Genomic DNA, 25,717 nt, shown 5'->3' on the forward strand with positions numbered 1-25,717 from the left:
CAGGGCTGCCGGCTGGCCCTGGACCCGGCGCAGCAGCGGCTGAACTGCCCCTGCCACCGCATGGCCTTCTCACTGGCCGGCGAGGTCGTGAACTACAAGATCCGCACCCCGCCGCGTCCGCTGCCCAGCCTCACCGTTCGCGAGGTCGACGGCGTCGTGCAGGTCTACGTGCCCCCCACCCCCACCTGAGCGTCCCCACCTGAGCGCTCCCACGTGAGCGCCGCCTGCCTCGGGGTGCTCGCCTGGCCGTGAAGCCGCGCCGGCGCTGGGCGGCGGTCACCATCGGGCGGTGACCGCCGCCGTGTTCAGGCCGCGGCGCTGGAGCCGGTCAGTTCGCCGGCAGGTCGACCGAGCCGTCGATGACCTCGTGGGTGCCGGTGTCGACCGCGTGCACACTCATGATTTGGTCGACGCCCTGGTCGGGTGCCTTGCTCATCGCCCGCAGGCCGGTGTCGGTCGCCGTCACGTCCTGCTGGAAGAACCTGACGCCGTTGTCGGCGAAGGTCACCGACCAGACGTGACCGGGCGGAGTGGTGATCTCGAACTCCTCGCCCGCGACCAGACCGGGACCGTCGTCGTCGTGCTGCGACTTCAACGTCCAGGGGCTGCCGAGGGAGCCGACGCCGCTGGTCTCGACCGCGGGGCCGAGCCGGCGACCCCCGCCGCCCCCGCCATCTCCGCTTCCCCCGCCATCTCCGCCGCCGTGGCCGCCGGAAGCCAATGCGGCTGGCGCCGAGAACAGGCTGAGTACCACCGCTGCGGTCGCGGCGAGAACGCCGACCGAAACTCGTGTCCGTTTCACCGATGATCTCCTAAATCGATGCGGTTCCCGGTTCCGCCGCCGACGCGGCCGGGCTGACATCTGGAGATAGGGCAACGGGTTACGGAGGCCCGGACCATCCCGACACCCGCGCCAGCCGGACCACCCTCGCCAGCCGGACCACCCTCGCCGACACCTACCGCCAGGCCGGCCGGCACGCCGACGCCGCACCTCTTTACCGTGACGCGCTCACCGACGCCATGCGCGACCACGGCCCCTACCACCCGGAGGCCATTCGCGCCCGCCGCGCGCCCACCGACGCCACCCAGCACCAGGGCGCCGACAGGCCGCCCCGACCCGAACGGCCACCGATAGCCGAAACCGGGTATTCCCGCTTCGGCCCGTAACCGGCTGGGCCGGTCACCTGCCAAGCACGGCGATCCGTCAACGCGTGTCCGGGGAACCGTCGCCGTCACCGTTCGGGGAGGTATCCGTTTCGTCGGATGGTCGGCCGAAGCCCGCCAACTTGTCGAACAAGCGCGACCGTGCGCCATCAGGCGCACCCGATTGCTCGGCGGCGCGCTCCCGCTCCGCACGTGCGCGCGCCCGCCGCCGCGGCGGAACCGCCGGAGGCGGCTCGGCCGGCACCGGACCAGCATCGGCGTGGGAATCCGACGGCGTGGGAATCCGACGGCGTGGCCGCGTCCCGATCGGCGTCGGGGGCCTCGTCGGGGCCGAGGGCGGGTGCCGGCGGCGGGGAACGGGTCCAAGCGAACGCACCCGACGCGAACAGGTCCGCGACGCCGCCTATGCGGAGGGCCGTCGCGACGCCCGCCGACCCGAACGTCCACTCCGAACGATCACGCATTCGGATTGCGGTCCGACAACTTTTTCGGCGCGCTGATAACGGCGGTCCGGGCCCGGTCCGGCGCTTTTCCGCGGCCGAACCACGGCGGTCTCGACGGAGCCGCGCGGACGGCGGCCTGCATGTCGAGCGCCTGTGTGTGGGTGAGCGCAGGTCACGCCGCGACGGCGTAGGCAGGCCGCGGGCCAGCTCCGCCACCGGGCGATTCTGCCCTAGCCCGGATCTCCGGAAGACACCGTCTTCGGACGGTATTCCAGCCGGGAGCGCGGTGCTAAAGTTCGCCGTATGGGACGCCTCGGGGGCTGGCTCACACGCTACGCGGAGAGCGTTATCTCGCTTGCCATCGCTTTTGTCGTGGCGGTGCTCAGTGTGGTGGACGTGCTCAACCTCCAGGCGGTCAACAACTCGATTCTGCTGGTCCTCGCCCTGCTGGCCATGGGAATTATGCGCGACCGCGCCCACCGGGAGGCGGTCGAGAACACGCTGGAGGCCACTCAGCAGCGGCTTGAGGCGGTGCTCACCCCGCTCGCCGAGGGGGTCCAGCGCATCACCGACATGGGCAGCACGGTTGCGCTGGCCCGCAAATCCCTGGGTGAGATGAGGATGGTTCGGGTCATTTCCGGCGTCGAGGTGACCGAAGCCCTCGCCGAGGCCCGGGCGGACACCCGTGAGTGGATGTTCAAAGGCGGCACCGGCACCTATATCAGGGCTGTGACGCTGCCCGAATGTGTGGCGGCTGCCCGGCGCGCGAGGCGCGAACTCGCGATGTCCATTGAGATCATCGATCCGACGGACCGGCTCGTCTGCGAGCGATACGCCCGGTTTCGTCATGACATGTCTCCCGGGCCGGACGGGACCGGTGAGGAGTGGACGCCGGAACGCGCCCGCAACGAGGCGTATGCCATGGTCCTCGCCGCCGCCTGGTACGAGCAGCGGTTCAACCTTCTGGACATCGACGTGCGCCTGTCCTCGGTGATGACGACGTTCCGCTGGGACCTGGCCTCCCACAGCCTGATCATCACGCAGGACGACTCGGCCGCGTTCAGCACCCTGGTCCTGCGGGGCGGACGGCAGTACGACAGCTGGAAGACCGAGCTGCGCAAGAGCCTCGACCAGGCCCGCCGGGTGCCGATGGAACTCGCCGACCAGGCTCCGCTGAGCGCACAGCCCAGGCCGGACGAGGCGCGGGCGCTGTTCGACTGCCTCGCCGTCCCACTGCCGAACGACTTTTCGGATGACGAGGTAAAGGACATCNTCCGGCGCGCGATCAACCCCCGCAACCCGTACGCGTGAGGGCCGCCATGAATGCCACGGGAGCGTCCGGGACAACCCCGACAGATGCCGTCCGGAGTTCGATCTCGGCGACCGTCGAGAACTACCTCGCCGCCCTCGACGGCCTGACCGGCGGCCCGCCCGTGCCGGCCCTGCGCCATCCGCTCGGTTTCACCTGCCTGCCCCTCCTGCGCGGTCCGGTGGGTATCTGCGTCCACGTCTGGACCGCCGCGACCACGGCCACCCGGCTGACGACGTCGCCGTTCCACTGCCACAGCTGGGAGCTGTACAGCCTGGTTCTCGATGGCGCGGTCCACAATCAGTGTCTTGAACTGGCCGATTCGACCACCGACGAAGCGTACCGAATCTTTGAGATACACAGCACCGCGGTCGTCGACGAGATCCGCGCCACCGCCGACCTGGTATCTGTGCGGACGGGTGAAATGTGGGTAAACGGGACGCGTGACTTTTACCATCTCCGGTCCGGGGTCTTCCACCGCACCGTCGTTCCGGGCGGCGAGGCGTGCACGCTGGTCATCGGGCTGAGTCGGCCCGGTGGCGCGGACCGGTCCCTGGGGCCACCGGACCTGGGTTCACATCAGCGTCGCCGTCGGTACTGTGATCCAGCGGAAACGGTGTGGTTGGCGCGGGGCGCCGCCCGACATCTACGGAACGCGTCGGGAGAAGGTCTGGTCGAACAGCTCTCGGCCACTGCTGCCGGCGCATATGTCACCATCAGCGCCGAGGGGGAAATGTGAACGAAATGGGCCGTCCGTCAAAGCACGGTCCGGGCGGTGCCGAACCGGATCTGGAGCTGGCCCGCGCCGTCGCGGTCGAGGCGGCCGAAGCCGCCGGGGCGATGCTGCGGGAACGTGCCCGGGGCGAACTCGCCGTCGCGGCCAAGGGAGCAGCCGGTGACCTGGCAACCGTGCTCGACCGCGAGGCGGAGAAGATCATTTACGAGCGGCTGCGGGCCTCCTTCCCGCACCACCGCATCCGCGGCGAGGAGTTCGGCGTGTCGGGACCGGCGGGCCGCTGGGAGTGGATGGTCGACCCGCTCGACGGCACCAACAACGTCGCGATCGGGATGCCGAACTACGTGGTGGGGATTGCGCTGTGCGCCGACGGGCACCCCACGGTCGGCGTGGTCCACGATCCGGTCACCGAGCGCACCTGGTCCGCGCTGCGTGGCGGCGGGATGCGTGGGCCCCGCGGCGGCCAGGCGAGCCGGGCCCGGGAACACGACTGCGATCCCGGCCTCACGGTCGCCTGGACGCAGGGTCACCGCGTCGGGCGGCACAACCCCGCGGCGCGGGCGCTGAAGTACGTGCTCGACGGCGTGGCACTGCGGGTGCTGCCGCTGTGGGCACCGCTGCTGTCCTGGTCGATGATCGCCCGCGGTGACATCGACGGATTCCTCGGCTACCAGGCCGAGGACATCGACCTGCCGGCCGGCTACCTGCTCGCCGTGGAGTCCGGCGTGACCGTGCTGGCCCTCGACGGGGAGGTCTTCGACGGTCGCACGGGGCCGGCCCCGTGCTCCTTCGTCGCCGCCCGCCCCGAGCACCTCGACACCCTGATGAGCATCGTCGAGACGGCCGCGAAGCTGGCGCCGGAGCTGCCGGCCATCCGCATTCCGGATCCGCGGCGGTGACCGCCGCCGAGGCCGCACCGGACCGCGGCGCTCCGTCGTTCTTCATCAGCTACTCGCCGACCGACGTCCGCTGGGCGAGCTGGATCGCCTGGGAGCTCGAGGAGGCCGGCTACCAGACGGTGGTACAGGCCTGGGACTTCGTCCCCGGCACCAACTTCATGGAGTTCATGGACCGCGGGGTCACCGAGGCCCACGTCGTCATCGCGGTCATGTCCCAGCATTACCTGACGTCACGGTGGGGAATGCTGGAGTGGCAGACCGCGATGCGAGGCGACCCCGACGACCCGAAGAGCAGGCTGATCACCGTCCGGACGGACGACGCCCCGCTCGACGGGCTCCTCGCGGTCGTGACCTACGTCGACCTCGCCGGGGTGCAGGACCCGAACGCGGCCCGTCACCTCCTGCTCACGGGCGTGCGTGAATCCGTCGCCGGCCGGGCGAAGCCCGCGGCCCGGCCGAGGTACCCGCTGACCGAGGCCCTTCCCGCGCCGGGCGCGAACGCGGCGGTCGCACCCCCCGTGCGCCTGCGCCCCCGTACTCCACCGCCGTTTCCGCCGGTGCTCCCGGCCCGGCAGCGATCGGCGGACGCGGTGACCATCCTGCACCTGCCCGCGCCCCGGTTCGGGCGCGCTGCGCGGCGCGGGACCGCCGGTGCGAGGGCCGCCGCGGGCGCCGACGTCGGCGGCGAGAACGGCCCCGACCTCGGCGGCGACGTGGCCCGACTGCGGGACCGCATCTGGGGGCAGCTCGCGGCGATCGACCGCGCCGGCGGGCCGGCCCCCGACCTGCTGGTCATCGCCGGTGACCTCACCGAGACCGGCACCCGCCGGGAGTTCGACGCGGCACTCGCCTTCGTGAGTGACCTGCGGGCGATGGTCAACCTCGAACCGCGGCGCATCGTGCTGGTGCCGGGTCGCCACGACGTGTCCCGGGCGGCCTGCGCGGCGTACTTCGCGAACTGCGAGGCGGACAACACGCAACCGCGCCGGCCGTACTGGCCGAAGTGGCGGCACTACAGCCGGATGGTCGCCGAGTTCTACCAGGAGGTGGACGGCGCGATCTTCGATGCGGCGCAGCCGTGGCACCTGCTGAGGGTCCCGGAACTCGCCGTCGTGATCGCCGGGATCAACACGACGATCGCGCAGAGCCATCGCGACGCGGACGACCACGGGCTTGTCGGTGCGGAGCAGGCCGCCTCCCTGGCCCGCCGGCTCGCGCTGTTCGAGCGGGACGGCTGGCTGCGGATCGGGGTCGCGCACCACGCGCTTGCCGCGCCGTCGGTCGCCCGCGCCGACGCGATCCGCGACACCCAGGTCGTGCGGGAGACGCTGGGTTCCCGGCTCAACCTGCTCATCACCGGCCGCGGCGACGTCGCGCCCGGCCGCACCCCGATCATCGTCACGCCGCCGCGGGAGGACTTCCAGCTCCTACAGGTCCAGCCGGACGGCCTGCGGCACTGGCGGACGCCCGGGGACGGCGGCGACACGGGCACGTGGCGGCCACACCGCTGGGCCGACGCGGGCGCGACCTTCGCCGCGGCGCCGGCACACCCGGCCGGGATCGTCCGCGCCAACGCCAACGCCAACGCCGACCCCGACGCCGACGACGGGGCTGGCCAGGACGCACCCGGTGACGATCCCCGCGAGGCGGCCGCGCCGGACCCCGATCGGGAGCTGCTCGAGCAGGTCGCGGAGGTCTGCCAGGTCAGCGACCAGCAGGCCCGGATCCGGCGGGTAGGCGGGGAGGTACCGCACCTGGTCGTCACCCGCCGGGGCGACGGACTGACCTCCGTGGCGCGCATCGGCGCGCAGGCCGGCGAGGTGACCCATGCCGATCTCGAACGGTTCGCGACCACCGTGCGGGCCCTGGATCTCGATGGTGGGGCCGAGCTGGTCTCGGCCGTCACGCCCTCGGCCGGGCTGCGCGCCGCGGCCCGCAGCCGGGGGATCCGGTTGCGGAGCTTCCTGGAGTTCCAGGGGCTGCTCGATCTGCGGGAGTTCGTCGCCCGGCAGACAGCCGAGATCACCGTCGACCGACGCTATCCCCCCTCGCTGTACGTCCCGCAGCGCTTCCGCGAGATGGTCGGTGCGGTCCGCACCGTGCGTGAGGGTCTCAGCGACGAGCTGATGCGGCTGGTCGCCGAGGAGGAGGGCCGGTTCGTCCTCGTGCTGGGGGACTTCGGGCGGGGCAAGACCTTCGCGCTGCGCGAGGTCGCCCGGCGCATCCCGGCGGAGCTGCCGCACCTGACCCCGATCCTCATCGAGCTCCGCGCCCTGGACAAGGCGCACTCGGTCGACGGCCTTGTCGCGGCCCACCTGGCCAACCACGACCAGAGCCTGGCGGACCTGCGGGCCTTCCGGTACATGCTGCGCGAGGGTCGGCTCGTGCTGCTGTTCGACGGCTTCGACGAGCTGGCGAGCCGGGTCACCTACGAGCGTGCCACCGAGCACCTCACGGCGATCCTCGAAGCCACGGAGGGCGACGCGAAGGTCATCGTCGCGAGCCGGACCCACCACTTCCGCAGCGACGAGCAGGTGCTGACCGGGTTGGGTCAGCGCGTCGGGCTGCTTCCCCGCCGCCGTGTCCTCACCATCGAGGACTTCGGCTCCGCCCAGATCCGCGAGTACCTGCGCAACCGCTACCGGGACGAGGCCGCCGCGGACACCCGGCTGCGGCTCATCAACGGTATCCGGGACCTGATCGGGCTGTCCCGTAACCCCCGCATGCTGACCTTCATCGCGGATCTGCCCGCCGAGCGGCTCACCCGGGTCGCCACGGCCCACGACACGATCAGTGCCGCGCAGTTGTACCGGGAGATCCTCGACAACTGGCTCGCCTTCGAGGTCAACCGTACCCAGGGCGTCATCGGCTCCCCGGTCGGGCTGACGCTGGACGACATGTGGACAGCGGTGACCACCCTGGCACAGCGGCTCTGGACCGCCGACGAGGAACGGCTGCGCCTGGCCGACCTGCGCGAGGTCAGCCAGACCCTCGCCGGGATGACCGAGGAAGGCCCGTCGCCCGCCCAGAGCGAGCACGCGCTCGGCGCGGGCAGCCTGCTGGTCCGCTCGGACGACGGGCTGTTCGGCTTCATCCACTCGTCCGTGGCGGAGTGGCTGGTCGCCAACTGGATCGCCGAGCGGCTGTCGGCCGGCGCGCCGGGCGCCACCGCGTTGCTGGCGCGCCGGGCGCTGTCCGCGCTGACGGTGGAGTTCCTCTGCGACCTCGCCGATTCGCGGGAGCTGCGGGACTGGGCGGCGACGGTGCTGGACGACCCCGCGTTGCCCGAGACGGCACGGGCGAACGCCGTGAAGATCAACGTGCGGCTGCGCACCCCGGTGCGCGGCGACCTGCGGGGCACCTCGCTGCGCGGCGAGGACCTGTCGCACCGGGAGATGCGCGACGTCGACTTCACCGGCGCCGACCTCGCCGACACCCGCCTCGTCGGCGCCGACCTCACGGGGGCGATCCTGCGCGACGCCACGCTGGCCGGCGCCTGCCTGGACGGGGCGAAGCTGCGCGGCGCGGACCTCACCGGCGCGGACCTCACCGGCGCCCGCCTGCTCGGCGCGGACCTGCGGGACGTGCGGTTCGACCGGAGCCGGTGGCGACGCGCCCTGGTGATCAACGCGGCCGCGGCACCCGAGCTGACGGCCGTGGCGCGCGCCTCCGGTGGCGCGGTGATGCCGGGTGGGCTGGTCGAGTTCGGGCTCGCCCCACCCGCAGTGAGCGTCAACTTCGGTTTCGAGACCGGTCGGATTCCCGCCCCGGTCAGCTACAGCCCGGACGGCTCGATCATGGTGATCGCCGGCGAGGACGGCGGTGCGCTGGTCTGCGACGCCGACGGACTTCCGCTGCGGACACTGCAGGGGCACCACGGCCGGGTGCACGCCGTTCTGGCGACCGACAGCCACATCGTGACGGTGTCGACGGACTGCACCGTCCGTCTGTGGGATGCCCTCACCGGCGAGCCGATGGGTGAGCTGCGCGGGCACCAGGGCTGGATCTGGCCCATCACGCTGAGCCCGGACGGCACGCTGCTGGCCACCGGTGACCGCGGTGGCGACGTGCGGGTCTGGGACGTGTTCTCCCGCGAGCTACGGCACACGCTGCCGGGTCACGGGGAACGGGTCTGGACCGCAGCCTTCCACCCGAGTCGGCCGCTGCTCGCGACCGGCGACAGCACGGGGACCGCCCGGCTGTGGGATCCGCGCACGGGGTCGCTGGTCCAGGTGCTCGCCGGCCATTCCGGCAGCCTGTTCCGGCTGGTGTTCCACCCCGACGGCACGGAGCTCGCGACCGCCGACGAGGCCGGGGACATCCGGTTGTGGGACGTGGGGTCGGGACGGCTACGGCGGCTGCTGCGGGGCCACGAGCGGCCGGTGTACACCATCGACTACCGGCCGAACGGCACCGAGCTCGCCAGCGGCGACACCGGGGGCGTGGTGCGGGTGTGGACCCTCGCGACGGGTGAGGGACGCGTCGTGGCCCGGCACACCGGTGCCGTCTACCGGGTCGCCTTCAGCCCCGACAGCACGCTCCTCAGTTCCGGTGACAGCGACGGAATCCTGCGGCTCACCAGCACCGCGACCGACGCCCCGCTGCACACGCTCGCCGGGCACCGCGGCTCGGTGTGGCCGGCGGCGTTCCGCCCGGACAGCCAACGACTGGTGACTGCCAGCAACGACGGGACGGCGCGGATCTGGGAGACGCGGACCGGCACCTGTCACACGACGGTGACCGGGCACGGCCGCAGCCTCACCGCCGTCCGCTTCAGCGCGGACGGCCGGCTGGTCGCGGTCTGCGGCCGCGACGGGCTCGTGCGGCTGTGGGACCCCCGCACCGGCCGTCGGCTGGGCCAGCTCGGCGGGATCTCCGACCAGATGATCTCCGCCACGTTCAGCCCGGTCGACGACCGCATCGTCGGCAGCAGCAACGCGGGAACGGTGCACGTCTGGAATCTCCGACCCGTCGCCGAGGCGCTTCGGGCGCGGCGAGCGGGTCGGGCCGGCGGGGATCCGGGTGGCGGGGATCCGGGCGGCGCGTCGGCGGACAGTGGGCAGACATCGCCGATGGCGGACGTCGGCGGCGCGGACATCGGCGTCTACGAGCGCGAGCTGCGGGTGGAGACCGAGCACGTCTGGGCGGAGGTTCTCGATCCGGCCGGGGAGATCCTCGCGACCGCCAATGACGACGACTCCGTCCAGCTCTGGTTCCGCACGACGGGCCGGCAGCTCCTGGGCATCCCCGATCACCGGGGGCGGGTCCGCTCGCTGGCCTTCAGCCCGGACCGACGGATCCTGGCGACCGGCTGCGACGATCGGCTGGTGCGGCTGTGGCAGCTGACGGACGACCCGTCGCCGCGGCTGGCCGCCGCGACGGGGGCGGCCCACGGGTCATGCCTGGTCCTCGCCGGGCACACGGACCGGGTCTACGCGGTCCGTTTCAGCCGGGACGGACGCCACCTGGCCAGCGCCAGCAACGACGGGACCGCGCGGATCTGGGACGTCGCCACCGGTGCCTGCCGGCAGGTGCTCCGGCCCGGGACGGCCCGGCTGTGGACGGCGGCGTTCAGCCCGGACGGCCGGTTCCTCGCCACCGCGGGCGACGACCTGGTCATCAGGCTGTGGGATCCGTCGTCCGGCGAGCAGATCGCGGCGCTCGAGGGCCACACCAGGCGGATCTGGTCGATCGACGTCGCGTGCGACGGCCGGCTGCTGGCGAGCTGCGGTGATGACGGCACCACCCGCCTGTGGGACGTCTCCGACCTCGACGGCGAGGTCCGGGCACCGACTCTCACCCTGGTCGGGGTCCCCTCGGGATGGGCCGCCCTCGCGCCCGACGGGCGGTACAAGCTCGCCGGTGACGTGGCCGGGCAGATCTGGCACGTGATCGGGATGTCGCGGTTCGAGATCGGGGAGCTGGATGGACACCTGGGCGATGTACGGCGCCTCACGCTCGACGAACCGTTCTGAGCGGCCGGCCGTCGACGCCGACAGGGCACTGGTCGCCATCGACCGGGTCGGGATGGTGTCCTCGGGTACGGGGGCGGGAGCCGGCCGCAGGCCACGCCTCGTACTCGGGGGCCGGCGCGGAGGCCCCGATAGGGTTGAGGTGTGGCGGTATTGCAAGTCTCCCTGCTCGCGGTCGCCGTCCTCGGGGTGTTCGCGCCCCGGCTACCCAACTGGTTGGTGCCTGCATTCGTAGCGGCCGTTCTGCTCCTTTCTGGGGAGCTCACCGTCGGCGCGGGATGGGACGCGCTGCGGCCGCTCATGGCGCCACTGGCCTTCCTTCTGCTCGCGGTTCCGCTCGCGGTGATGCTCGATCGGATCGGCTTCTTCGAAGCGGCCGCGTCGTTGATGGACCGGGGCCGGGATCCGCGCCGGGGATTGTGGATAATGGCCGCCGCGGTGACGACCTTCCTGAACCTCGACGCGTCGGTGGTGCTGCTCACCCCGCTGTATATCCGACTCGCTCGAAGAAATGGCCTCGATGCCGGATTGATCGCGTTCCAGCCGGTCCTGCTGGCCTGCCTCGCGTCAAGCGCGCTGCCCATCTCGAACCTGACGAACCTTATCGCCGCGGACACTCTCGACCTCGGGATCGAGGATTTTCTCGTCCATCTCGGCCCGGCGTCGCTCGCGGCCGTCGTCGTGGGCTGGCTCGGTTACCGACGCCTGCCCGCGGCGGCGGCCGCCGTACCGCCGGTCCGCGAGCCGGTGGACCGGCGGGCGCTCTACCAGGGCCTTCCGGTCGTGGTCTTCGTGATCCTCGGCTTCACCGTCGGCGATGCGCTCGGGGTCAAGGCGTGGATCGTCGCACTGATCGCTGACATCGTGCTGGTGGCCATGACGCGGGATCTCCACCTGGGGGACATCCCCTGGAGTGCCGCCGGCCTCGCCACCGGGCTCGGGCTTGTGGCCACCACCGCGGCACCACATCTGGGACTGGAAAACATCTTCGCCGGCCAGGGCTGGGTCACCCAACTGCGGACCGCGCTGTTTGCTATTGTGGCGGCAGACACGATCAACAATCTGCCCGCACTGCTCATCAGCCTGCCCGGACTGCAGTCGGGATCGGAGCACATCTGGCCGCTCCTGTTTGGAGTGAACTTCGGTCCGGTACTCGTTCTGCACGGGGCGCTCGCCGGCCTGCTGTGGCGCAGTACCGCGGCCCGTCTGGAGGTTCAAGTGAGTCCCTGGGAGTACACGAAAACGGGTGTCCGGGTTGGAACGCCGGCCCTACTCGTCGGCTTGGCGATCGTCGTCGTGACCGACGTCGTGCTCCATTGATCCGCCGTGCCGCCCGAGCACGTTCCACCGCGACAGGATTCCGCCGTGCCAGCGTCCTCTCCGGATCCCCTCGACGCACGGTCGAGCCGGGTGTTCGACGTCGTGCTTCTTCCGCCGTCGGGTCTTGCGGCACGCGCCGTTCGGGAAAGTCGACTCCTCGCCGAACACATGCGGCGGGCCGGCAATCCGTCCCACTTCCTCCTGGACGGGCCTGATCCGGACGGCGGCCCCGGCGTCTGCGCACCTCATGTCTCGATCTTCATGTTCGCGGCCACCGCGGCGGACCTGCCCGCGGCGCTGCGCACCCTGCACGAGGTGGCCGGTGCCGCCGCGCCGGTGGCGGCCGTCGGCAGCGAGTACGCGCACAATCCGCACGGCGCTCCAGAGCTCTACTTCGAGCGTTCGCCCGCCTGGTTCGATCTGCAGCGCCGGGTCGTGGCGGCGTTCGAGCCACTGCGGCGCGGCCGGCAGCGCGAGTTCGATCCCGCGGGAACACCCCTGGCCGGGGTGCTCGGCGACCACGGCGCCACTGGCGCCGCCAGGCGGCGCCAGCTCCTGACCTACGGGTACGACGAGATCACCGATGACACAGATGATCATTTCCGGCCGCACATCACCCTCGCCTGGCCCGAACGCGCCGAACCGGCGGTGGAGCTGGCGTCCCTCCCCGCGGCGAGCACCGCGCGCGGCACGTTCGATCGGTTGGCCGTCTACGGCATGAGCGCCTGGGGCACCTGCACGGCGCCGTACGACGTCGTCCCCCTCACCGGCCCGCGTGGCCGCGTCGGAACCGGTAGTCACTGGCTGTTTACGCGGTCTCGGTGAGGATGAATCGGTTGTGTCGGCGGCGGCTTTTGTTCCTTCGGTTCCGCCGCCGTAGGCGCGCCTACGCCCTGGTTCCGTCGACCAGCGAGATCAGCTCGTCGGCGGCTGGGCCCGAGGACGCCGGGTTCTGGCCGGTGACGAGCAGCCCGTCGGTCACCACGTACGGCTTCCAGTCCGCGGCCTTCGAGAAGTCGGCGCCCTTGGCGATGAGCTCGTCCTCGACGAGGAAAGGCACGACCTTCGTCAGGCCCATGGCCTCCTCCTCGCTGTCGGTGAAGCCGGTGACCCGCCGTCCGGCCACCAGGGGGGTGCCGTCCGGCGCCTTGGCATGCCGCAGGGCGCCCGGCGCGTGGCACACGAGCGCGAGGGGCCTGCCCGACTGGTGGACCTGTTCGATCAGCCTGATCGACGCCGGGTCCTCGGCCAGGTCCCACATCGGGCCGTGCCCACCGGGAAAGAAGACCGTGTCGACGTCGTCGGCGGACACCGCGTCGAGGCGCGCCGTCGTGTCCAGTTGAGCCTCCGCGGCGGGGTCGGCGGCGAACCGGCGGGTCTGGTCCGTCTGGAAGTCCGGCTCGTTGCTCTTCGGGTCCAGGGGCGGGCGCCCGCCCCTGGGCGACGCCAGCGTGACGGCCCAGCCGGCGTCGCGGAACCGGTAGTACGGCGCGGCCAGCTCCTCGAGCCAGAAGCCCGTCCTGCGTCCGGTGTCACCCAGCCTGTTGTGCGAAGTCAGCACCATCAGGACCGTCGTCATTCCGCTCCCCTTCCGTCAGGACCGCGCCGGCCTTGAGGTCCCGGACGGTGTGGGCGAATTGGTGCAGTCCGGTGCAGGAGGGTGCAATCACGTCACTCACCGCCGGCTGCTCGCCGCCGAATATGGGAATGCCCCTTCCCATCCCCAGGCGGCGGACGGTTCGAACGTTCCGCACGGCCCTGCATCGCGCCGAGTACATCTCCTTCACTCTATGTGATCGCATGCTCGCTGTCGAGCGAGGGAGTCGGCGGGTGGCGGCGCGGTTCCGGGGATGGACGCGGACAACCTGCCGACGCTGCGGGCGGTATCCCGCGCCGGTGCGCAGATGCCCGCGTGGGGGTTCGCCGCCGCGCGGGCGATATGGTGGAGGGGCATGATCGGGCGCGGGGGGAAGCGCGAATCCATGGACTCCACAGCAGGGCCCGGTGAAGCCCGGTGGGATTTCTTCATCTCGTACGCGATGGCCGACTCGACCTGGGCCGAGTGGATGGCCTGGGAACTCGAGGAAGCCGGCTGCAGAATTCTCATCCAGGGCTGGGACTTTATTCCGGGAAGCCATTGGATGGCAGAGATGGAGAACGGAGTCCGCTATTCGGAGCGGACTATCGCGGTTCTTTCTCGTGCCTATCTCGGCTCCGTCTACGGGCAGGCGCAGTGGCAGCTTGCCCACCGCGCGGACCCGCACGGGTTCCATCGGCGCCTGATCCCCGTGCGGATCGAACAGTGCGATCAGCCGGGCCTGTTGGGCGGCATCGTGTCACTCGACCTGTTCGATCTCGGCCAGGACGAGGCCAGAACACGACTCCTGGAGCTGGTCCGTGTGCTGCAGGTCGGGCGCGCGAAACCGGGATCCGACCCGGGGTTTCCGGTGAGCCCCGCGGCCCGTGCGCCAGAAGTGATCTCCAGTGGTATCGCGCCGCCCGCCCTGACCCGGGGTGACCTGCCCGCCTTTCCGGGTCCCCCGAACGCGGCGGCGATCAGTTCCGCCGACGCGCGACGCCCGCCGTCGACGGCGGGGCCGGTCGCACCGAGAAGGAAGCCGGTGAGGTGGTTGTGGCCGGTCGTCGTCACGGTGCTCGCGGTCGCACTCGTCGGCGCTCTCACCGCCGGTCCGATGCTGGGCGGGCTGGGCGGGCTGAGGGACGCCTCGAAGGATCCCGCCGCGCCTGCTCCCAGCGGGGGCCGGGTCTCGTCCACCCCGACCTCGCAGATCACGACGTCACCAGATCCGGCAAGCAGCAGCTCGACCGCTCCCGTCGGCGAGGCGCCCGCCGGGGCCACCGGTCCCATCCCGAGACCGCCGACGCCGATCGGCACCACCGGCGCGTCGGTGCTCCCGGCCTCGGCGGGGCCGACCCCGCAGCCGGCGCAGCCACCGGTCGACGCCGGACCGCCGGGAGCGCCCGTTGTGAGGGCGTATGTCGAGTCGACGAACGTCGTCGTGGTCGTCGGAGCGCCGGGATCGGGCGGTCCGGCGAACACCTACTACGTCGCTGCGGTCAGCACCACCCACCCAGAATGCAGATTCGCAGTCTGCGACGCCAACACAAAGACCATCCACGAGCCGGGTAGCGTGACTTTTGTACGTACCACCTGCGACGTGTATGACGTGTACGCCGCGTCCGCCTATGACGACGGCACGGGAAACGTGAAGTCAGGTGGGCAGACCGGCCCCGTCAGGGTTTCCACCTGCGCCTGAGGGGAGAAGCGCCCGGAAGCGGGGCTCGCCGTGTGCTTGTCCGATGGCAGCGTGAACGTGTCCGACTGAGCGAGGCGGCCCGGGCTGGAGCTGCTCGAGGATCGGGGTGTTCCATCCGTGGCGTTCGCCGCCCGACACCGGAGGTCTCTCGTGTTCATCGCCATCCTCGACTTCGACACGGCTGTCGCCGACCGACCGGCCGCTCTCGCCCAGCTCGACGGGGAGCGGGACCAGGTCCGCGCCATGGCGGGCAACATCGCCTTCCGGGTGTACGCGTCGCGCGAGAACGGCACCCGGATCACCGTCGTTCACGAGTGGGAAGATCAGGCGTCGTTCGCCGGCTACCTCGCGTCGGACGCCTTCTCCCGCTCCGGCGCCGCGCTTCGGCCGATCATGAACGGGGCGCCGGTGAGCCGGCGCTTCCACGCCGAACTGCTGGAGTCGGTCGCCTGACCGATGCCGCGGCCAGCTCCTACGATCGGCCCGTGCGAGGCACGTCGATGACCCGCCAGGCGTACAGCTTCGTCCGGACGCTCCCACCGGAGCCCGACCGCGATCTCTGCGTCGACCGCCACTACCTCCTCTGCGCCTCCGCCGGCGCGCTGCGGCTGGAGGTGCAGGGTCAGGTGTGGGTGTTGCCGCCGGCCCGGGCCGCACTGATCGAGGCGGAGCGGCTGATCCGGGTGAGCATCCCGCGGCCGGTCACGACCGCATCGGTGCTGTTCGACACCGCCTTCACGCCGCCCCCGCCGGCACCGTTGACCGTGTTCGACCTCAGCCCGCTGGCACGGGCACTGTTGACCGAGTGCGCGGCCTGGGGCGAGAGCGACGAACCCCTGGCGGCGTACGCCGAAACCCTGTTCGCCGCGCTCGCCGCGGTGACCTGGCGGCTCGCCGAACAACCGAGCCCGGTCGTCGTGCCGGCGGGACGATCACCGGAACTACGCCGAGCCCTGCAGCTCACCGAGCAGCGACTCGGTGGCGAGCTCCGCTTCGAGGACCTGGCGGGCGAGGTAGGCCTCACGCCACGATCGCTCGCCCGGCGCTTCGAGGCCGAGGCCGGCATGACCTGGCGGGCGGTCCTGCGCCGCCTGCGGGTGCTGCGNGCAATCGAGGAACTCGCCGCGGACGACACCCCCGTGACCACCATTGCGTTCACGACCGGCTACGCCTCACTGTCAGCGTTCAACGCCGCCTTCCGTGACCTGACCGGCCGCACACCCACGGAGTACCGGGCCAGCTTCCGGCCCTGACCGGACCCACACCGGACCCCGCACCCCTGTCCACGCACCGGACCACGCACCGGGCCTGCCACGGGAGGGGGCGGCGGACGAGGGCGCCGTCGAGAGCGGGCGGGCCGGGGGAGCGCTGACGCGGCCGGGACAACCCTGTCGGCGCCGTGCTCGCCGGCCGGGACGGCGGGTGAACAGGGCCGATGAACCGTGCGGGGCGAGTTCGTACGCGGGCTTACTGTGTTCGTATGCGGAAGAAGGTCGTCACGATCGGGAACTCGGCGGGCATCACCATCAGCCCGGCCGAGCTGCGCGCTCTGGGGATCGGCCCTGGAGACACGGTCGAGGTGACCGTTCGCGCCGGGGTACTGGAGGCCCGCGCCGTGAGCCGGTACGAGGATGCCTCCCTGCCCGACCTGATGGCCGTGATCAACGCGGCCCGGACTCGGCCGTGACCTGGACTCGGCGGGAGTTCCTGGCCGAGGTGGCCCGCACCGGGGTCTTCTCGGCGCAGTACGCCGAGGATGTGCTCGTGCGCCTGGCGCACCACTCCGCGGCCATCGAGGGCAACATCCTCACCCTGGCCGACACGATCACCCTGCTGGTCGACGAACGGGTGCCCGTGGCCGGCACGCCGGTGCGCGAACTGTACGAGGTCGCCAACCACTACCAGGCGCTCGCCCGCATCCTGAGCGCCGTCGCCGACGGCGAACCCCTGACCACCAGCCTCGTCCGGGATCTGCACGCCGCGCTGATGGACCACCTGACCCACGAGCACGGCGAGTACAAGACCGCCAGTAATGGCGAGTACAAGACCGCCAGCAATATCGTCACCGGCGCGTCCTGGCAGCCCGCACCGCCCGCAAGCGTTCCGGAACTCATGCGCCAGTGGGCTGACCAGACCGAGTGGCAGACCGCCAACCTGGACAACGAGGCCCTGCTCGAGGCCATCGCCGGCGCGCACATCGCGTTCGAACGCATCCACCCGTTCGCCGACGGCAACGGCCGCACCGGCCGGACGATCATCGCCTGGCAGACCATCCGCAGATTCGGGTTTCCCGCCATCATCCAGGTCACCCAGCGACCCGCCTACATCACCATGCTCGACACCCAGGACACGGCCGCCCTGACCCGTCTGCTCGCGGTCTCACTCGCCGACGAGGCAACCCGCCGCTCCGCGACATAATCGCCGGACCCACGGCCAGGACTCCCCACTGGCGAAACCGCAACCTCAGTGTGGCCGGGTGGTCGTGTCGAGTATGCCTCGGATCACCCTTTCCAGTTCCGGAAGCTTCTCCGTCAACACCTGCCAGACCAGCGCATCGTCCACGGTGGCATAGCCGTGGATCAATATATTCCGGAATGCAACGATTCGAGGCAGCTCAGGGATCGCGGCGGCGATCTCCGGCGCAACCCGGGACAGTTGGTTCAATGCCTCGCCAATGATCTCGAACTCGCGCTCGACCGCCGCACGGAGCATCGCATTCGACAAATAATCATCAAATGATCTGCCTTGGGCGAAGTCGCGAGCGAGTTCGGCCGCGTTCGCAGCGTCCCAGAGATACTTCCGCGGATCACGCTGCATACAACAACTGCTTGGTCTGCATGACCCGTTCGCGGAAATACGGGTTACGGATGCTCGTGACACTGACAACATCGACAGCACGGCCCAACAGCCGCTCCAGCNCTTCCTTCAGGGCGAAGTAGGTGCCGAAGTAGTCGAACCCCGTGCGAGCGTCGTCGAACTCGACCAGCACGTCGACATCACTGGTGTCGACGTCGAAGGAGTTCTCGACGGCGGAACCGAACACGTCAAGACGCCGAATCCCGAGCCCTCGACACAGAGCCTGGATCTCCGCTCGTCTCGCCTCGATCAACGGATGCATGCCAACCCCCCTCTGCGATTGGGCCCGTCCGGCCGCCGCATCGCCCAGATCTGGGTATCGACACGGCTTCGCCCGCGCCGTAGGCCTCGTATCGTCGCAGTGTCGCCCAGCCGGGGCCAGCCAAACGATCGGTCGCGGCACTACGAGGCCACCGCCGGGCCGGCCGGGGCTGGGGACGTTGTCGACCTGGAGGAGCTGGGGCGGCCTGACCGTCGCCCGCGCCAGGCTTCGGCCGGCACCCAGGACACGGCCGCCCTGCCCCGTCTCCTCGCGGTCTCGCTCGCCGACGAGGCAACCCGCCGCGCCGTGACGTAGCCGTGATCACGACGCCATGCCGGCGACGCCGGTGTTCTCGTCGGCGGCGCGGTGGCGGTTGGTGACCCAGGCGTCGGGCAGGGCCACCCATTCGCTTTCGGTGACGAGTTGGACGAGGGCGCCGTCGAGGCGGGGCGGGCGGGTCGGCTCGGTCGTCGGGCAGAGCACCCAGACCGGCCGGCCGCTGGCGCGGGCCCGTTCGGCGAGGGTGAACAGCACGTCGAGGCCGCGGTCGTCGTAGCGGCCGAACACACCGGCGTCGTGCAGCAACAGCGGCGCCGGCCGGCCGCCGGGCTCGGCGTGGCCCGGCTCGGCGTGGCCGGGGGAGGCGTCGACCAGTGCGGTGAGCTGCGGTGCGGCGCGTTCCCAGGCGGTGCGGACGTACTCGGCGAGGTTGGCGGCCGCGCGGCTGCCCGGCGCGGCGGCGTCGGCGCGCAGGATCGTTGCCCAGGTCGGTCTGGGCCGCGGGTCGACCTCGGCGTGCAGCGCGTCGAGGAACACGGCGGCGACGTCGACCGGCTCGGCGGCGAACCGGTGCGGCCGGGTCAGTTCCGCGCGGGCGGCCAGGTAGTGGTTGCGCCGGACGGTGAGGGCCCGGAAGCCGCCGGCCTCGGCGGCGGCGGTGAGCCGCTGCTCGGCGAGGGCCGCGGCCGCCCGGTCCGGACTGTCGAACACCGTGCGCGCCGGCCGGCTGCCCAGATCGGTGGCCTGGCGGACGACCGGCGTCGCCCGCGAGCCGAGCCCGGCGGAGGAGAGCAGACCGTGCGGCGGCACGTAGCCGTCACGGGCCGGGTTCCATTCAAGGACGAACCCGGCGGCGGCCAGCGGGCCGTCGCGCCGGATGCGCCGGCAGCTCGGTGGTGAGGCCCGGAAAACGGTTCTGCACCCGTTCACGGATGGTCGCGACGTCCAGCAACGGCCGGTCGGGCCGCTCGCCCGGCCCCGGCTCCGGCTCGCCGAGCCGCGGCGGCCCCGCGGCCGGGAGGGGAGGCAGCACGCCGGCCTGGGCGAGGCGCAGCGCCCGGACGAGATCCAGATCGCGCGGGTAGATCTCCAGGCGGGCGTTGGTCGCGGCGGTACGCGAGGCGGCGGCCAGCCGGACGAGGCGCTGCTGGTCCAGCGGGGGCAGCCCGGCCAGCTCGTCGGCGGCCCCGACTCCGGCGGATCCGGCGCCGCCGTCCGCCAGGCCCTCGCCGTCGGTGTCGACGGCAGCAGCGCCGACGGCCGGCGCGGCACGGACCGCGGCCAGCTCCCGCAGCACGGTCGCCGGGGCGGGCAGTTCCTCGGCGCGGGCGAGCCGGTCCGCGGCCCGGCCCAGGGCGATCGCGTACGCGAACAGCGCGGGCGCGGCCGGGGTGAGCGGGCCGTCGTCCTCGGTGGCCTCCAGCGCGACCAGGGTCCGCTCGTAGAACCTGCGACGGGCCAGGCGGGGCTCGGAGTCGAGGTCGACGGTTTCGAGGGCGGCCCGGACCGCGGCGGCGAGGATGTCGACCATCTCGTCGCGCACCGAGCGGACCGCGTCGTCGGCGTGCCAGGCCCGGCGTCGCGCGGTCAGCACCTGCGCGATCCGGCCCGGCGTCACCCCGACCCGCCCGGCGACCTGCTGCTGCGGCGCCCACAGCGCCACGTCCGGCAGCATGCCGGCGGCGTCGGGCAGGCCGAGCAGCAGTCGGGCGGCCTCGCGTTCGGTGGCGTTACGCCCACCGGACAGGGCCCGGGGGAGCAGCCGGTCGGCGAGGCCCTCGACCGGTATCCGGGCGTAGTCCACGGCCCTGGCCGCTCCCGCTGCCGCTCCCGCTGCCGCTCCCGCTGCCGTAGCCGTCGTCACGGCCGGCGGCGTGTCGGCGGGCTGCTGCCCGGCGGGTGTCGGCTGGACCGGCGTGCCGGTGCTGGTGCCAGTGCCGGTGCTGGCCGGGGGCGCGGCGAGGGCGCGGCGCCACTGCCGGATTCGGGACTGCAGCTCCTGGCGGGTCTTCGCGCCGGTGCCCGGCAGACTGATGATCTCCTTGGAGCCCAGCGCCAGCAGCGCGCCGACGGTCGTCGCGTTCAGCCGGTGCGCCGCCGAGACCGCCCGGGGCGACAGGCCTGCGGCCTCCAGCGGCGTGTCGGCGCCCGCCGCCGCGGCGGCCAGGTCGCGGGACGGGGNGACCGGCACGGGCTGGGCGTCGGTCGCCGGGTGGACGCTCGGGGTCGGCGGGGTGGAGTCGGCGGCGCGGAAGACGGCCTGCCAGGCGTCGCGCATGTCCTTCAGCGACGCGAACCGCCGCGCCGCGTCCCGGTGGAGTGCGCGCGGGAAGAAGGCGGCCAGCCCGGCGCGGATCGCCGGGTCGAACGCCTCGGTGGCGACCGTCGGTGGGCCCTCGGTGAACCGCTCCCCGGCGGATCCGTCGCCCCACAGCGGCAGCTCACCGGAGGCCATCTCGTGCAGGGTGACGGCCAGGGCGTAACGCTCGGCGTGGTCGTCGTAGGTGGTGCGGGTGCCGGCGCCGAGGAACGGGTCCAGGTAGCGGGGCGTGCCGGCGGCGGTGTCGTGGACCGAGATGTTGGCCAGCGAGAAGTCGATGAGGACCAGCTGGTAGGTGCGGTTCGGCCAACGGCGGATGACGATGTTGTCCGGCTTCAGGTCGCGGTGGGCGACGCCCTCGCCGTCGAGGTAGTCGACCGCGCCGAACAGGTAGTCGCTGTAGGTCTCCAGCTCGTCGACGGAGAGCCGGCCCTCGCGCAGCTTGCGGGCCACGGTCTGCTCGCCGGCATGGTCGAGGACGAGCACCGCGCGCCCGCCGATGACCAGCGTGTCCGGGCGGGCCAGGCGGATCACCCGGGAGTCGTTGAGCCGGCCCAGCACGGACGCCTCATGTGCCAGGCGCCCCGCCCGCTCGTCGGACAGGGCGACCTTGAGAACCTCGTCGCGGTTGGTCTTCTCGTTGCGGGCCAGGAAGGCGCGGCTCGTCGAACCGGTACCGAGACGCTCCCTGATCCGCCACTCGCCGCCGACCAGGTCGCCGTGCTGGGCCTCCAACGGGTCCGCCTCGGCAACCGGTTCATCCCGCTCCGCCACGGCCGGGTCCGCCGCAGGGGTGGCCGCGGGGACGTCAGGCGGGGTGAGCTCCTCCTCGGCGAGCAGCAGCCAGTCGAGCAGCTCGCCGACGCTGGAATAGCGGTTGTCGGGCAGCGGGCAGGTCGCCTGCGCCACCACGTCGTTCGCCGCTTCGGACAGCGAGTCGACGACCTCCGCCGGGTGCAGGCCCCCCGCCTGCTCCAGCCTCGCCTTCAGCGCGTTCGGGCTGTCCGCGGGTGGCTGCCCGGTGAGGATCAGGTAGGCCAGCGCGCCCAGGCCGAACACGTCGATGCCGACCGGATCCGGGTTGGGGGCGCCGATCTCGGGCGCCAGGTAGCCGGCGGCGGCCAGTTCCAGATGCGGCAGGAACCGGGCCCGCGGGCTCCACCGCCAGTTCGCGCGACGTCGTCGTCATCGCGTTTGTCAGCGCCCCGGTGCCCGAGCCGGCGTCGCGGGCCGCCGCCTGCCAGTCGCTGATCATCAGGTTGGGCGCGAGCCAGCCCCGGCCGCCGGACGGCACGACCAGGACGCTGCGGGCGGCCAGCGCCCGGTGGTAGAGATGCCGGCCGTGTGCGTAGGCGACCGCCTCGGCCAGCTGGCGGATCATGCGCAGCCGAGTGCCGGCGTCGAGGCGGTCACCGAAGCGGTCGAGATAGTGGTCCAGGCGCATCTCGTCCGGCCGATGGCGGAAGATCAGCGCCGGGCCCGCCTCGTGGCTTTCCAACCCGTCGACCTGGACGATCCCCGGATGGTCGATCCCGTGCAGGACCAGGAACTCGCGGCGGGCGACCGCCTCCCGGTTCGCCCGCTCGGCCTCCCCGGTGGCCCGTTCGACGAGGTAGATCCGCACCCGGCGTCGCTCGGAGGCGACCTGGGCATGGGCGGCGTGGTGGTCCTGCCAGGTCGGACCGGAGTCGAACGCCGGAAACTCCAGCTGCCAGGAGCCGACCTGCTGGTGACGCCGGCTGCGGGCGATCCCGACCGTCGCCAGCAGCGTGGCCAGGGCCTTCGACAGCGCAGGGGTGATCCGCTGCCGCTCGTCGCGCAGCGGCGCGTCCAGCAGACCCGACCAGATCGACGGCAGCGCCACGCCGCCCCTACCGCCGCTACCGCCCCTGCCAGCCCCGTCGGCGTTCCTCTCGGCGGCGCCGCCCGGGGCGCCGCGCTCGGGGCCGAAGACCCAGTGAAGCTGGTGGTCGGGGAGCTCGACCCGCAGGGTCGGGTTCGACAGGAAGACCGCCGGCTGGATGAACGGGATCTTCGTTCTGCTCGCGCGGCCGGCGTTCTCCAGCAGGGACCGCAGCTCCTTGGACTTCTGGTTCGCCAGGTGCAGCGGGTTGTCGAAGATCCGGGTGTTGCCCGAGTCGCGGTGCTGGGTCCAGTTCGACCCGGCCGCGGTCAGCCGGCCGACCAGGCTCTTGATCTCGATGAGGTAGACGCCGCCGCGGGCGACGACCAGCAGGTCGACCTCGCGGATGTGCCCGGTGGTCGCGGTGAAGGTGAAGTTCGACCAGGCGCGGTACGGCTCGGCGTCCGGCAGCAGCAACCGGACGTGCTACAGCGCCTCCCGCTCATGCGGGAACTGCGACGGCGTGACCGTCTCCCACCGGCCCTGCCCATCGCGCNCCCCGTCNCCCCGCCGTGTCCGCGGCCCCGCCCCCGGCTGCCGCGCCCGCTATGTCGCCACCCGTGACATTAGCCCTGCCCCTAGCCCTAGGGGTCACTACATTAGGATAATTCGCGAGGATCTTCCGATATGTGAGGGAGTTGTTCGCGGGTGACGAGCACGGATCCACACGGCACGCCGGGGACGTGGTGGAAGACCAAGGCCGACATGCGCAACCCGGTCGACCTGAAGACCGACCAGCCGCATTCGGCCCGGATGTACGACTACTACCTCGGAGGCAAGGACCACTTCCCGGTCGATCGGGATGCCGCCGAGCGGACCCTGGCCGTGTTCCCGAACGCCCGCATCGCCGCTCAGGCGAACCGGGCATTCATGATCCGAACCACCCGTCATCTGGCCGCGCAGGCCGGGATCCGCCAGTTCCTCGACATCGGCACCGGCATCCCCACCAGCCCGAACCTGCACGAGGCCGCCCAGGGCATCGCGCCGGACGCCCGGGTCGTCTACGCCGACAACGATCCTATGGTGCCGGGTAGTGTGCACGGTGTAGAGGGCCGTGACCCGCACCGACAGCGAGGGTGGGACAGTGGGAGAGCTAGGCGCCGGATTCGTCAGGGTGTCCACGGGTAGCCAAGACGAGATATCACAGGTCAAGATCCTCACCGAGGAGTCCACTCAGCGCGGAATCACGATAGTAAAGTGGTTTAAGCTTCACGGGTACTCTGCCAGTCACGGAGCGCAGGAACCGGCCTTGCGTGAGGCAATCGCTGATATTCAGCGCAGGGAGTACACGACTCTTTTGGTTACCGAATCATCGCGCCTTGACCGTCGCGACGATTTGGACGCGCAAGCGGAAATCCTGCTCGGTATTCGTTCGGCGGGCGGCGACATCATCTCGATTGCTGAGCCTCAGTTCGGCAAGACAGATTTTGCCGGCCGTATCGTCACCCTTGTCGCTCAGCACGCGAATGCCGAGAAGTCCAAGACGGTAAAGCAAACCACATATCGCGGCATCTCCATGATTATCGCGAACAATGCGCATCACGGCCCACTGCCGGCATTTTGGGCGGCTAAAGGGGAACGCTACGCGAAGCAAGCATACTGTGCTGACTCGGAATCCGTCAGGGACATTTACGAGCGTGTCGCCAACGGCGAATCCCTGTTGTCCATCGCTCGCCTCTACGACCTGTATGCGGCATCGATTAAGAACCTTGTGCGTTTTGCCGCGAATCACACGGGGGTTGAGGAATGCCGGTACACGCATGAAGGCGTAACCGAGACATGGGCGCATGAGGTTGCCCCTGTGGTCGAAAGCCCGCTGTGGTGGCGCGCTAACAACGTGCTCGCCGCGAACATGACGGATGCCAGAGTGAATAAGGGTGGCCGTCCCGTGGCACAGGCCGTCAACTGGATTAGCGGCGTCTTGGAATGCCCCCAGTGCGGCGGGAGGCTTTACGTTAACGCCGGTCTCGCAAAGTCCGGCAACCCGCGCACTCCTAGGCTTCGCTGTGGTGGCCACGCCAAGCAACGCAAGGCGTGCGGTGAATTCAAGGGCTGCGACGCCCTGCCCATGATCGACGTCATTAATTCCATGCTTATCAACGACACGACACCTATTCTCGCATTTCAGCGCGTGGCGGGTAATGCTCACGAACTAGACGAGATGCGGGCAGAATTTGCCAAGATCCAAAGTCGGCTGTCCGTAACGGAAGACGATGACGAACTAGATGCGTTGGTTGCTACGCGCAAGGCTCTTCGGGTGGCCATCGAACAATTCACGCTTGTCCCCGACGTGTACGACTACGCGGAGACCGGGCAGACGGTTAGCCACATGTGGACGACTGGCGACACCGACGCCAAGCGGGGAATGGTCAGCGCTATCGAAAACTCGTGGGGGCTGACGCTCTCTAAGCATGGCGGAACGTGGGGAATCCAGATCGGTACGGGATTCACGGACACGAGCGGGGTGGACGGAATTGTCGACCTTGGCAACGGATTGTGCTTCCGCTGGGAAAGCGGCGCACGGAACGGGGTTTCAGCCTCCCCTACGCGCCGCTAGGTGGCTCGCGGGGGGCAGGAATGACGAGCACGATCTTTCCCGCCTCCAAGTGCCTGAGCACGTTAGGGAGCCTAAAATCGGCCGCGAGAATCACGACAATCTCACCGTGCGGGAGGGGATCAAGGTCGCTAAGAGCGTCCGGAATATCATCCCCCGAGGTGGGGTCGGATGGCCGTGGCGATGGGGTGGGGTCATCGCTGGCGGCCGGAGCGGGGGGCACCGCGAGTCTCCTTTCCGGCTGATTTTCGTGGGCCGCTATAGGTGCCGCTGTCGCTAGCGGGGTCAGGCGTTAGCGACAGCGGCACTTATCTATGTGTGTCCGGAGATCGCGTCGGGATATCGCGGCGGCAATATCCGCTCGCGCCACCCCGCGTCGGTTGCCTCGCCGAGGGCCGCCGGCACCGCCTCCCCGCTCGCCG

General features: G+C 71.1%; 17 protein-coding genes and 5 pseudogenes. 14 read left to right on the top strand and 8 right to left on the bottom strand.

Going from position 1 to position 25,717, the window contains the following annotated elements:
- Positions 1-189 (top strand): Rieske 2Fe-2S domain-containing protein (locus tag FF36_RS28370; protein WP_044888274.1); only part of this gene is annotated, 189 nt, incomplete at its 5' end.
- Positions 190-328: 139 nt separating this feature from the next.
- Here the strand turns inward: FF36_RS28370 and FF36_RS34600 are convergent.
- The gene (locus FF36_RS34600) at positions 329-802 is read right to left on the bottom strand and encodes a hypothetical protein (protein ID WP_044888275.1); all 474 of its coding nucleotides are present in this window, start codon (positions 800-802) and stop codon (positions 329-331) included.
- A gap of 1,108 nt (positions 803-1,910) precedes the next feature.
- Here FF36_RS34600 and FF36_RS28380 point away from each other — a divergent pair.
- The 5 genes from FF36_RS28380 to FF36_RS28405 all read left to right on the top strand — a co-directional run.
- A partial coding sequence (locus FF36_RS28380; RefSeq protein ID WP_206778489.1) for a hypothetical protein occupies positions 1,911-2,879 on the top strand: 969 nt, incomplete at its 3' end.
- A 781-nt stretch (positions 2,880-3,660) separates the two neighbouring features.
- Positions 3,661-4,551, top strand: coding sequence for an inositol monophosphatase family protein (locus FF36_RS28390; protein WP_044888277.1), 891 nt, complete (start codon positions 3,661-3,663; stop codon positions 4,549-4,551).
- Positions 4,548-10,526: a TIR domain-containing protein gene (locus FF36_RS28395; protein ID WP_044888278.1), complete on the top strand. Its 5,979-nt coding sequence runs from the start codon at positions 4,548-4,550 to the stop codon at positions 10,524-10,526. Before FF36_RS28390 ends, FF36_RS28395 begins: the two co-directional genes overlap by 4 nt.
- A 186-nt stretch (positions 10,527-10,712) precedes the next feature.
- Positions 10,713-11,843, top strand: a complete 1,131-nt coding sequence (locus FF36_RS28400) for an ArsB/NhaD family transporter (RefSeq protein ID WP_242422956.1) — start codon at positions 10,713-10,715, stop codon at positions 11,841-11,843.
- A 45-nt stretch (positions 11,844-11,888) separates the two neighbouring features.
- A complete protein-coding gene (locus FF36_RS28405; protein WP_128423413.1) occupies positions 11,889-12,668 on the top strand; it encodes a hypothetical protein in 780 nt (259 codons plus the stop codon).
- Between the two features lie 61 nt (positions 12,669-12,729).
- On the opposite strand, the gene FF36_RS28410 is transcribed toward FF36_RS28405, so the two are convergent.
- The gene (locus FF36_RS28410; RefSeq protein ID WP_044888281.1) at positions 12,730-13,422 is read right to left on the bottom strand and encodes a type 1 glutamine amidotransferase domain-containing protein; all 693 of its coding nucleotides are present in this window, start codon (positions 13,420-13,422) and stop codon (positions 12,730-12,732) included.
- Between the two features lie 271 nt (positions 13,423-13,693).
- Between FF36_RS28410 and FF36_RS36195 the strand changes: the two genes are divergently transcribed.
- The 6 genes and pseudogenes from FF36_RS36195 (at position 13,694) to FF36_RS28435 (ending at position 17,539) form a co-directional block, all read left to right on the top strand.
- Positions 13,694-15,121 (top strand): toll/interleukin-1 receptor domain-containing protein, encoded by a 1,428-nt coding sequence (locus FF36_RS36195; RefSeq protein WP_242422957.1) that lies wholly within the window; start codon positions 13,694-13,696, stop codon positions 15,119-15,121.
- Between the two features lie 150 nt (positions 15,122-15,271).
- Positions 15,272-15,574, top strand: a complete 303-nt coding sequence (locus tag FF36_RS28420; RefSeq protein ID WP_044888282.1) for a putative quinol monooxygenase — start codon at positions 15,272-15,274, stop codon at positions 15,572-15,574.
- Positions 15,575-15,621: 47 nt separating this feature from the next.
- On the top strand, positions 15,622-16,226 hold a 605-nt coding region (locus FF36_RS28425; protein ID WP_242422959.1), incomplete at its 3' end, for an AraC family transcriptional regulator.
- A gap of 1 nt (position 16,227) precedes the next feature.
- Positions 16,228-16,374, top strand: a pseudogene (locus FF36_RS39420) (helix-turn-helix domain-containing protein); the annotation flags it as partial.
- A 227-nt stretch (positions 16,375-16,601) separates the two neighbouring features.
- Positions 16,602-16,808 (top strand): AbrB/MazE/SpoVT family DNA-binding domain-containing protein, encoded by a 207-nt coding sequence (locus FF36_RS28430; RefSeq protein WP_044888284.1) that lies wholly within the window; start codon positions 16,602-16,604, stop codon positions 16,806-16,808.
- Positions 16,805-17,539: a Fic family protein gene (locus FF36_RS28435; RefSeq protein WP_052681546.1), complete on the top strand. Its 735-nt coding sequence runs from the start codon at positions 16,805-16,807 to the stop codon at positions 17,537-17,539. The genes FF36_RS28430 and FF36_RS28435 overlap by 4 nt, the downstream gene beginning before the upstream one ends.
- Positions 17,540-17,584: 45 nt before the next feature.
- On the opposite strand, the gene FF36_RS28440 is transcribed toward FF36_RS28435, so the two are convergent.
- The 6 genes and pseudogenes from FF36_RS28440 to FF36_RS39445 all read right to left on the bottom strand — a co-directional run bounded on the left by FF36_RS28440 (position 17,585) and on the right by FF36_RS39445 (position 23,158).
- Entirely contained in the window at positions 17,585-17,938 is a 354-nt protein-coding gene (locus FF36_RS28440) for a HepT-like ribonuclease domain-containing protein (RefSeq protein ID WP_044888285.1), read from the bottom strand.
- Positions 17,928-18,039: pseudogene (locus tag FF36_RS39425) on the bottom strand (nucleotidyltransferase family protein); the annotation flags it as partial. The gene FF36_RS28440 and the pseudogene FF36_RS39425, both read right to left, overlap by 11 nt.
- Position 18,040: 1 nt before the next feature.
- A pseudogene (locus tag FF36_RS39430) lies at positions 18,041-18,239 on the bottom strand (nucleotidyltransferase family protein); the annotation flags it as partial.
- 321 nt (positions 18,240-18,560) lie between these two features.
- Entirely contained in the window at positions 18,561-19,448 is an 888-nt protein-coding gene (locus tag FF36_RS39435; RefSeq protein WP_242419807.1) for a hypothetical protein, read from the bottom strand.
- Positions 19,449-20,700: 1,252 nt separating this feature from the next.
- A pseudogene (locus FF36_RS39440) lies at positions 20,701-21,750 on the bottom strand (protein kinase domain-containing protein); the annotation flags it as partial.
- Entirely contained in the window at positions 21,647-23,158 is a 1,512-nt protein-coding gene (locus tag FF36_RS39445; RefSeq protein WP_242419805.1) for an NERD domain-containing protein, read from the bottom strand. The pseudogene FF36_RS39440 and the gene FF36_RS39445, both read right to left, overlap by 104 nt.
- 288 nt (positions 23,159-23,446) lie before the next feature.
- On the opposite strand from FF36_RS39445, the pseudogene FF36_RS28460 reads away from it, so the two are divergent.
- Positions 23,447-23,767, top strand: a pseudogene (locus tag FF36_RS28460) (SAM-dependent methyltransferase); the annotation flags it as partial.
- 88 nt (positions 23,768-23,855) lie between these two features.
- Positions 23,856-25,298, top strand: coding sequence for a recombinase family protein (locus FF36_RS28465; protein WP_242422958.1), 1,443 nt, complete (start codon positions 23,856-23,858; stop codon positions 25,296-25,298).
- Positions 25,299-25,717 lie beyond the last annotated feature (419 nt).

Origin of the sequence: Frankia torreyi (assembly GCF_000948395.1) — a bacterium.
Taxonomy (GTDB): Bacteria; Actinomycetota; Actinomycetes; order Frankiales; family Frankiaceae; genus Frankia; species Frankia torreyi.

Excerpts from the sequence above, each read along its gene's own strand:
- FF36_RS28390 (WP_044888277.1), top strand. The coding sequence starts at position 3,661 with ATGGGCCGTCCGTCAAAGCACGGTCCGGGCGGTGCCGAACCGGATCTG.
- FF36_RS28410 (WP_044888281.1), bottom strand. The coding sequence starts at position 13,422 with ATGACGACGGTCCTGATGGTGCTGACTTCGCACAACAGGCTGGGTGAC.
- FF36_RS36195 (WP_242422957.1), top strand. The coding sequence starts at position 13,694 with ATGGACGCGGACAACCTGCCGACGCTGCGGGCGGTATCCCGCGCCGGT.
- FF36_RS28430 (WP_044888284.1), top strand. The coding sequence starts at position 16,602 with ATGCGGAAGAAGGTCGTCACGATCGGGAACTCGGCGGGCATCACCATC.
- FF36_RS28440 (WP_044888285.1), bottom strand. The coding sequence starts at position 17,938 with ATGCAGCGTGATCCGCGGAAGTATCTCTGGGACGCTGCGAACGCGGCC.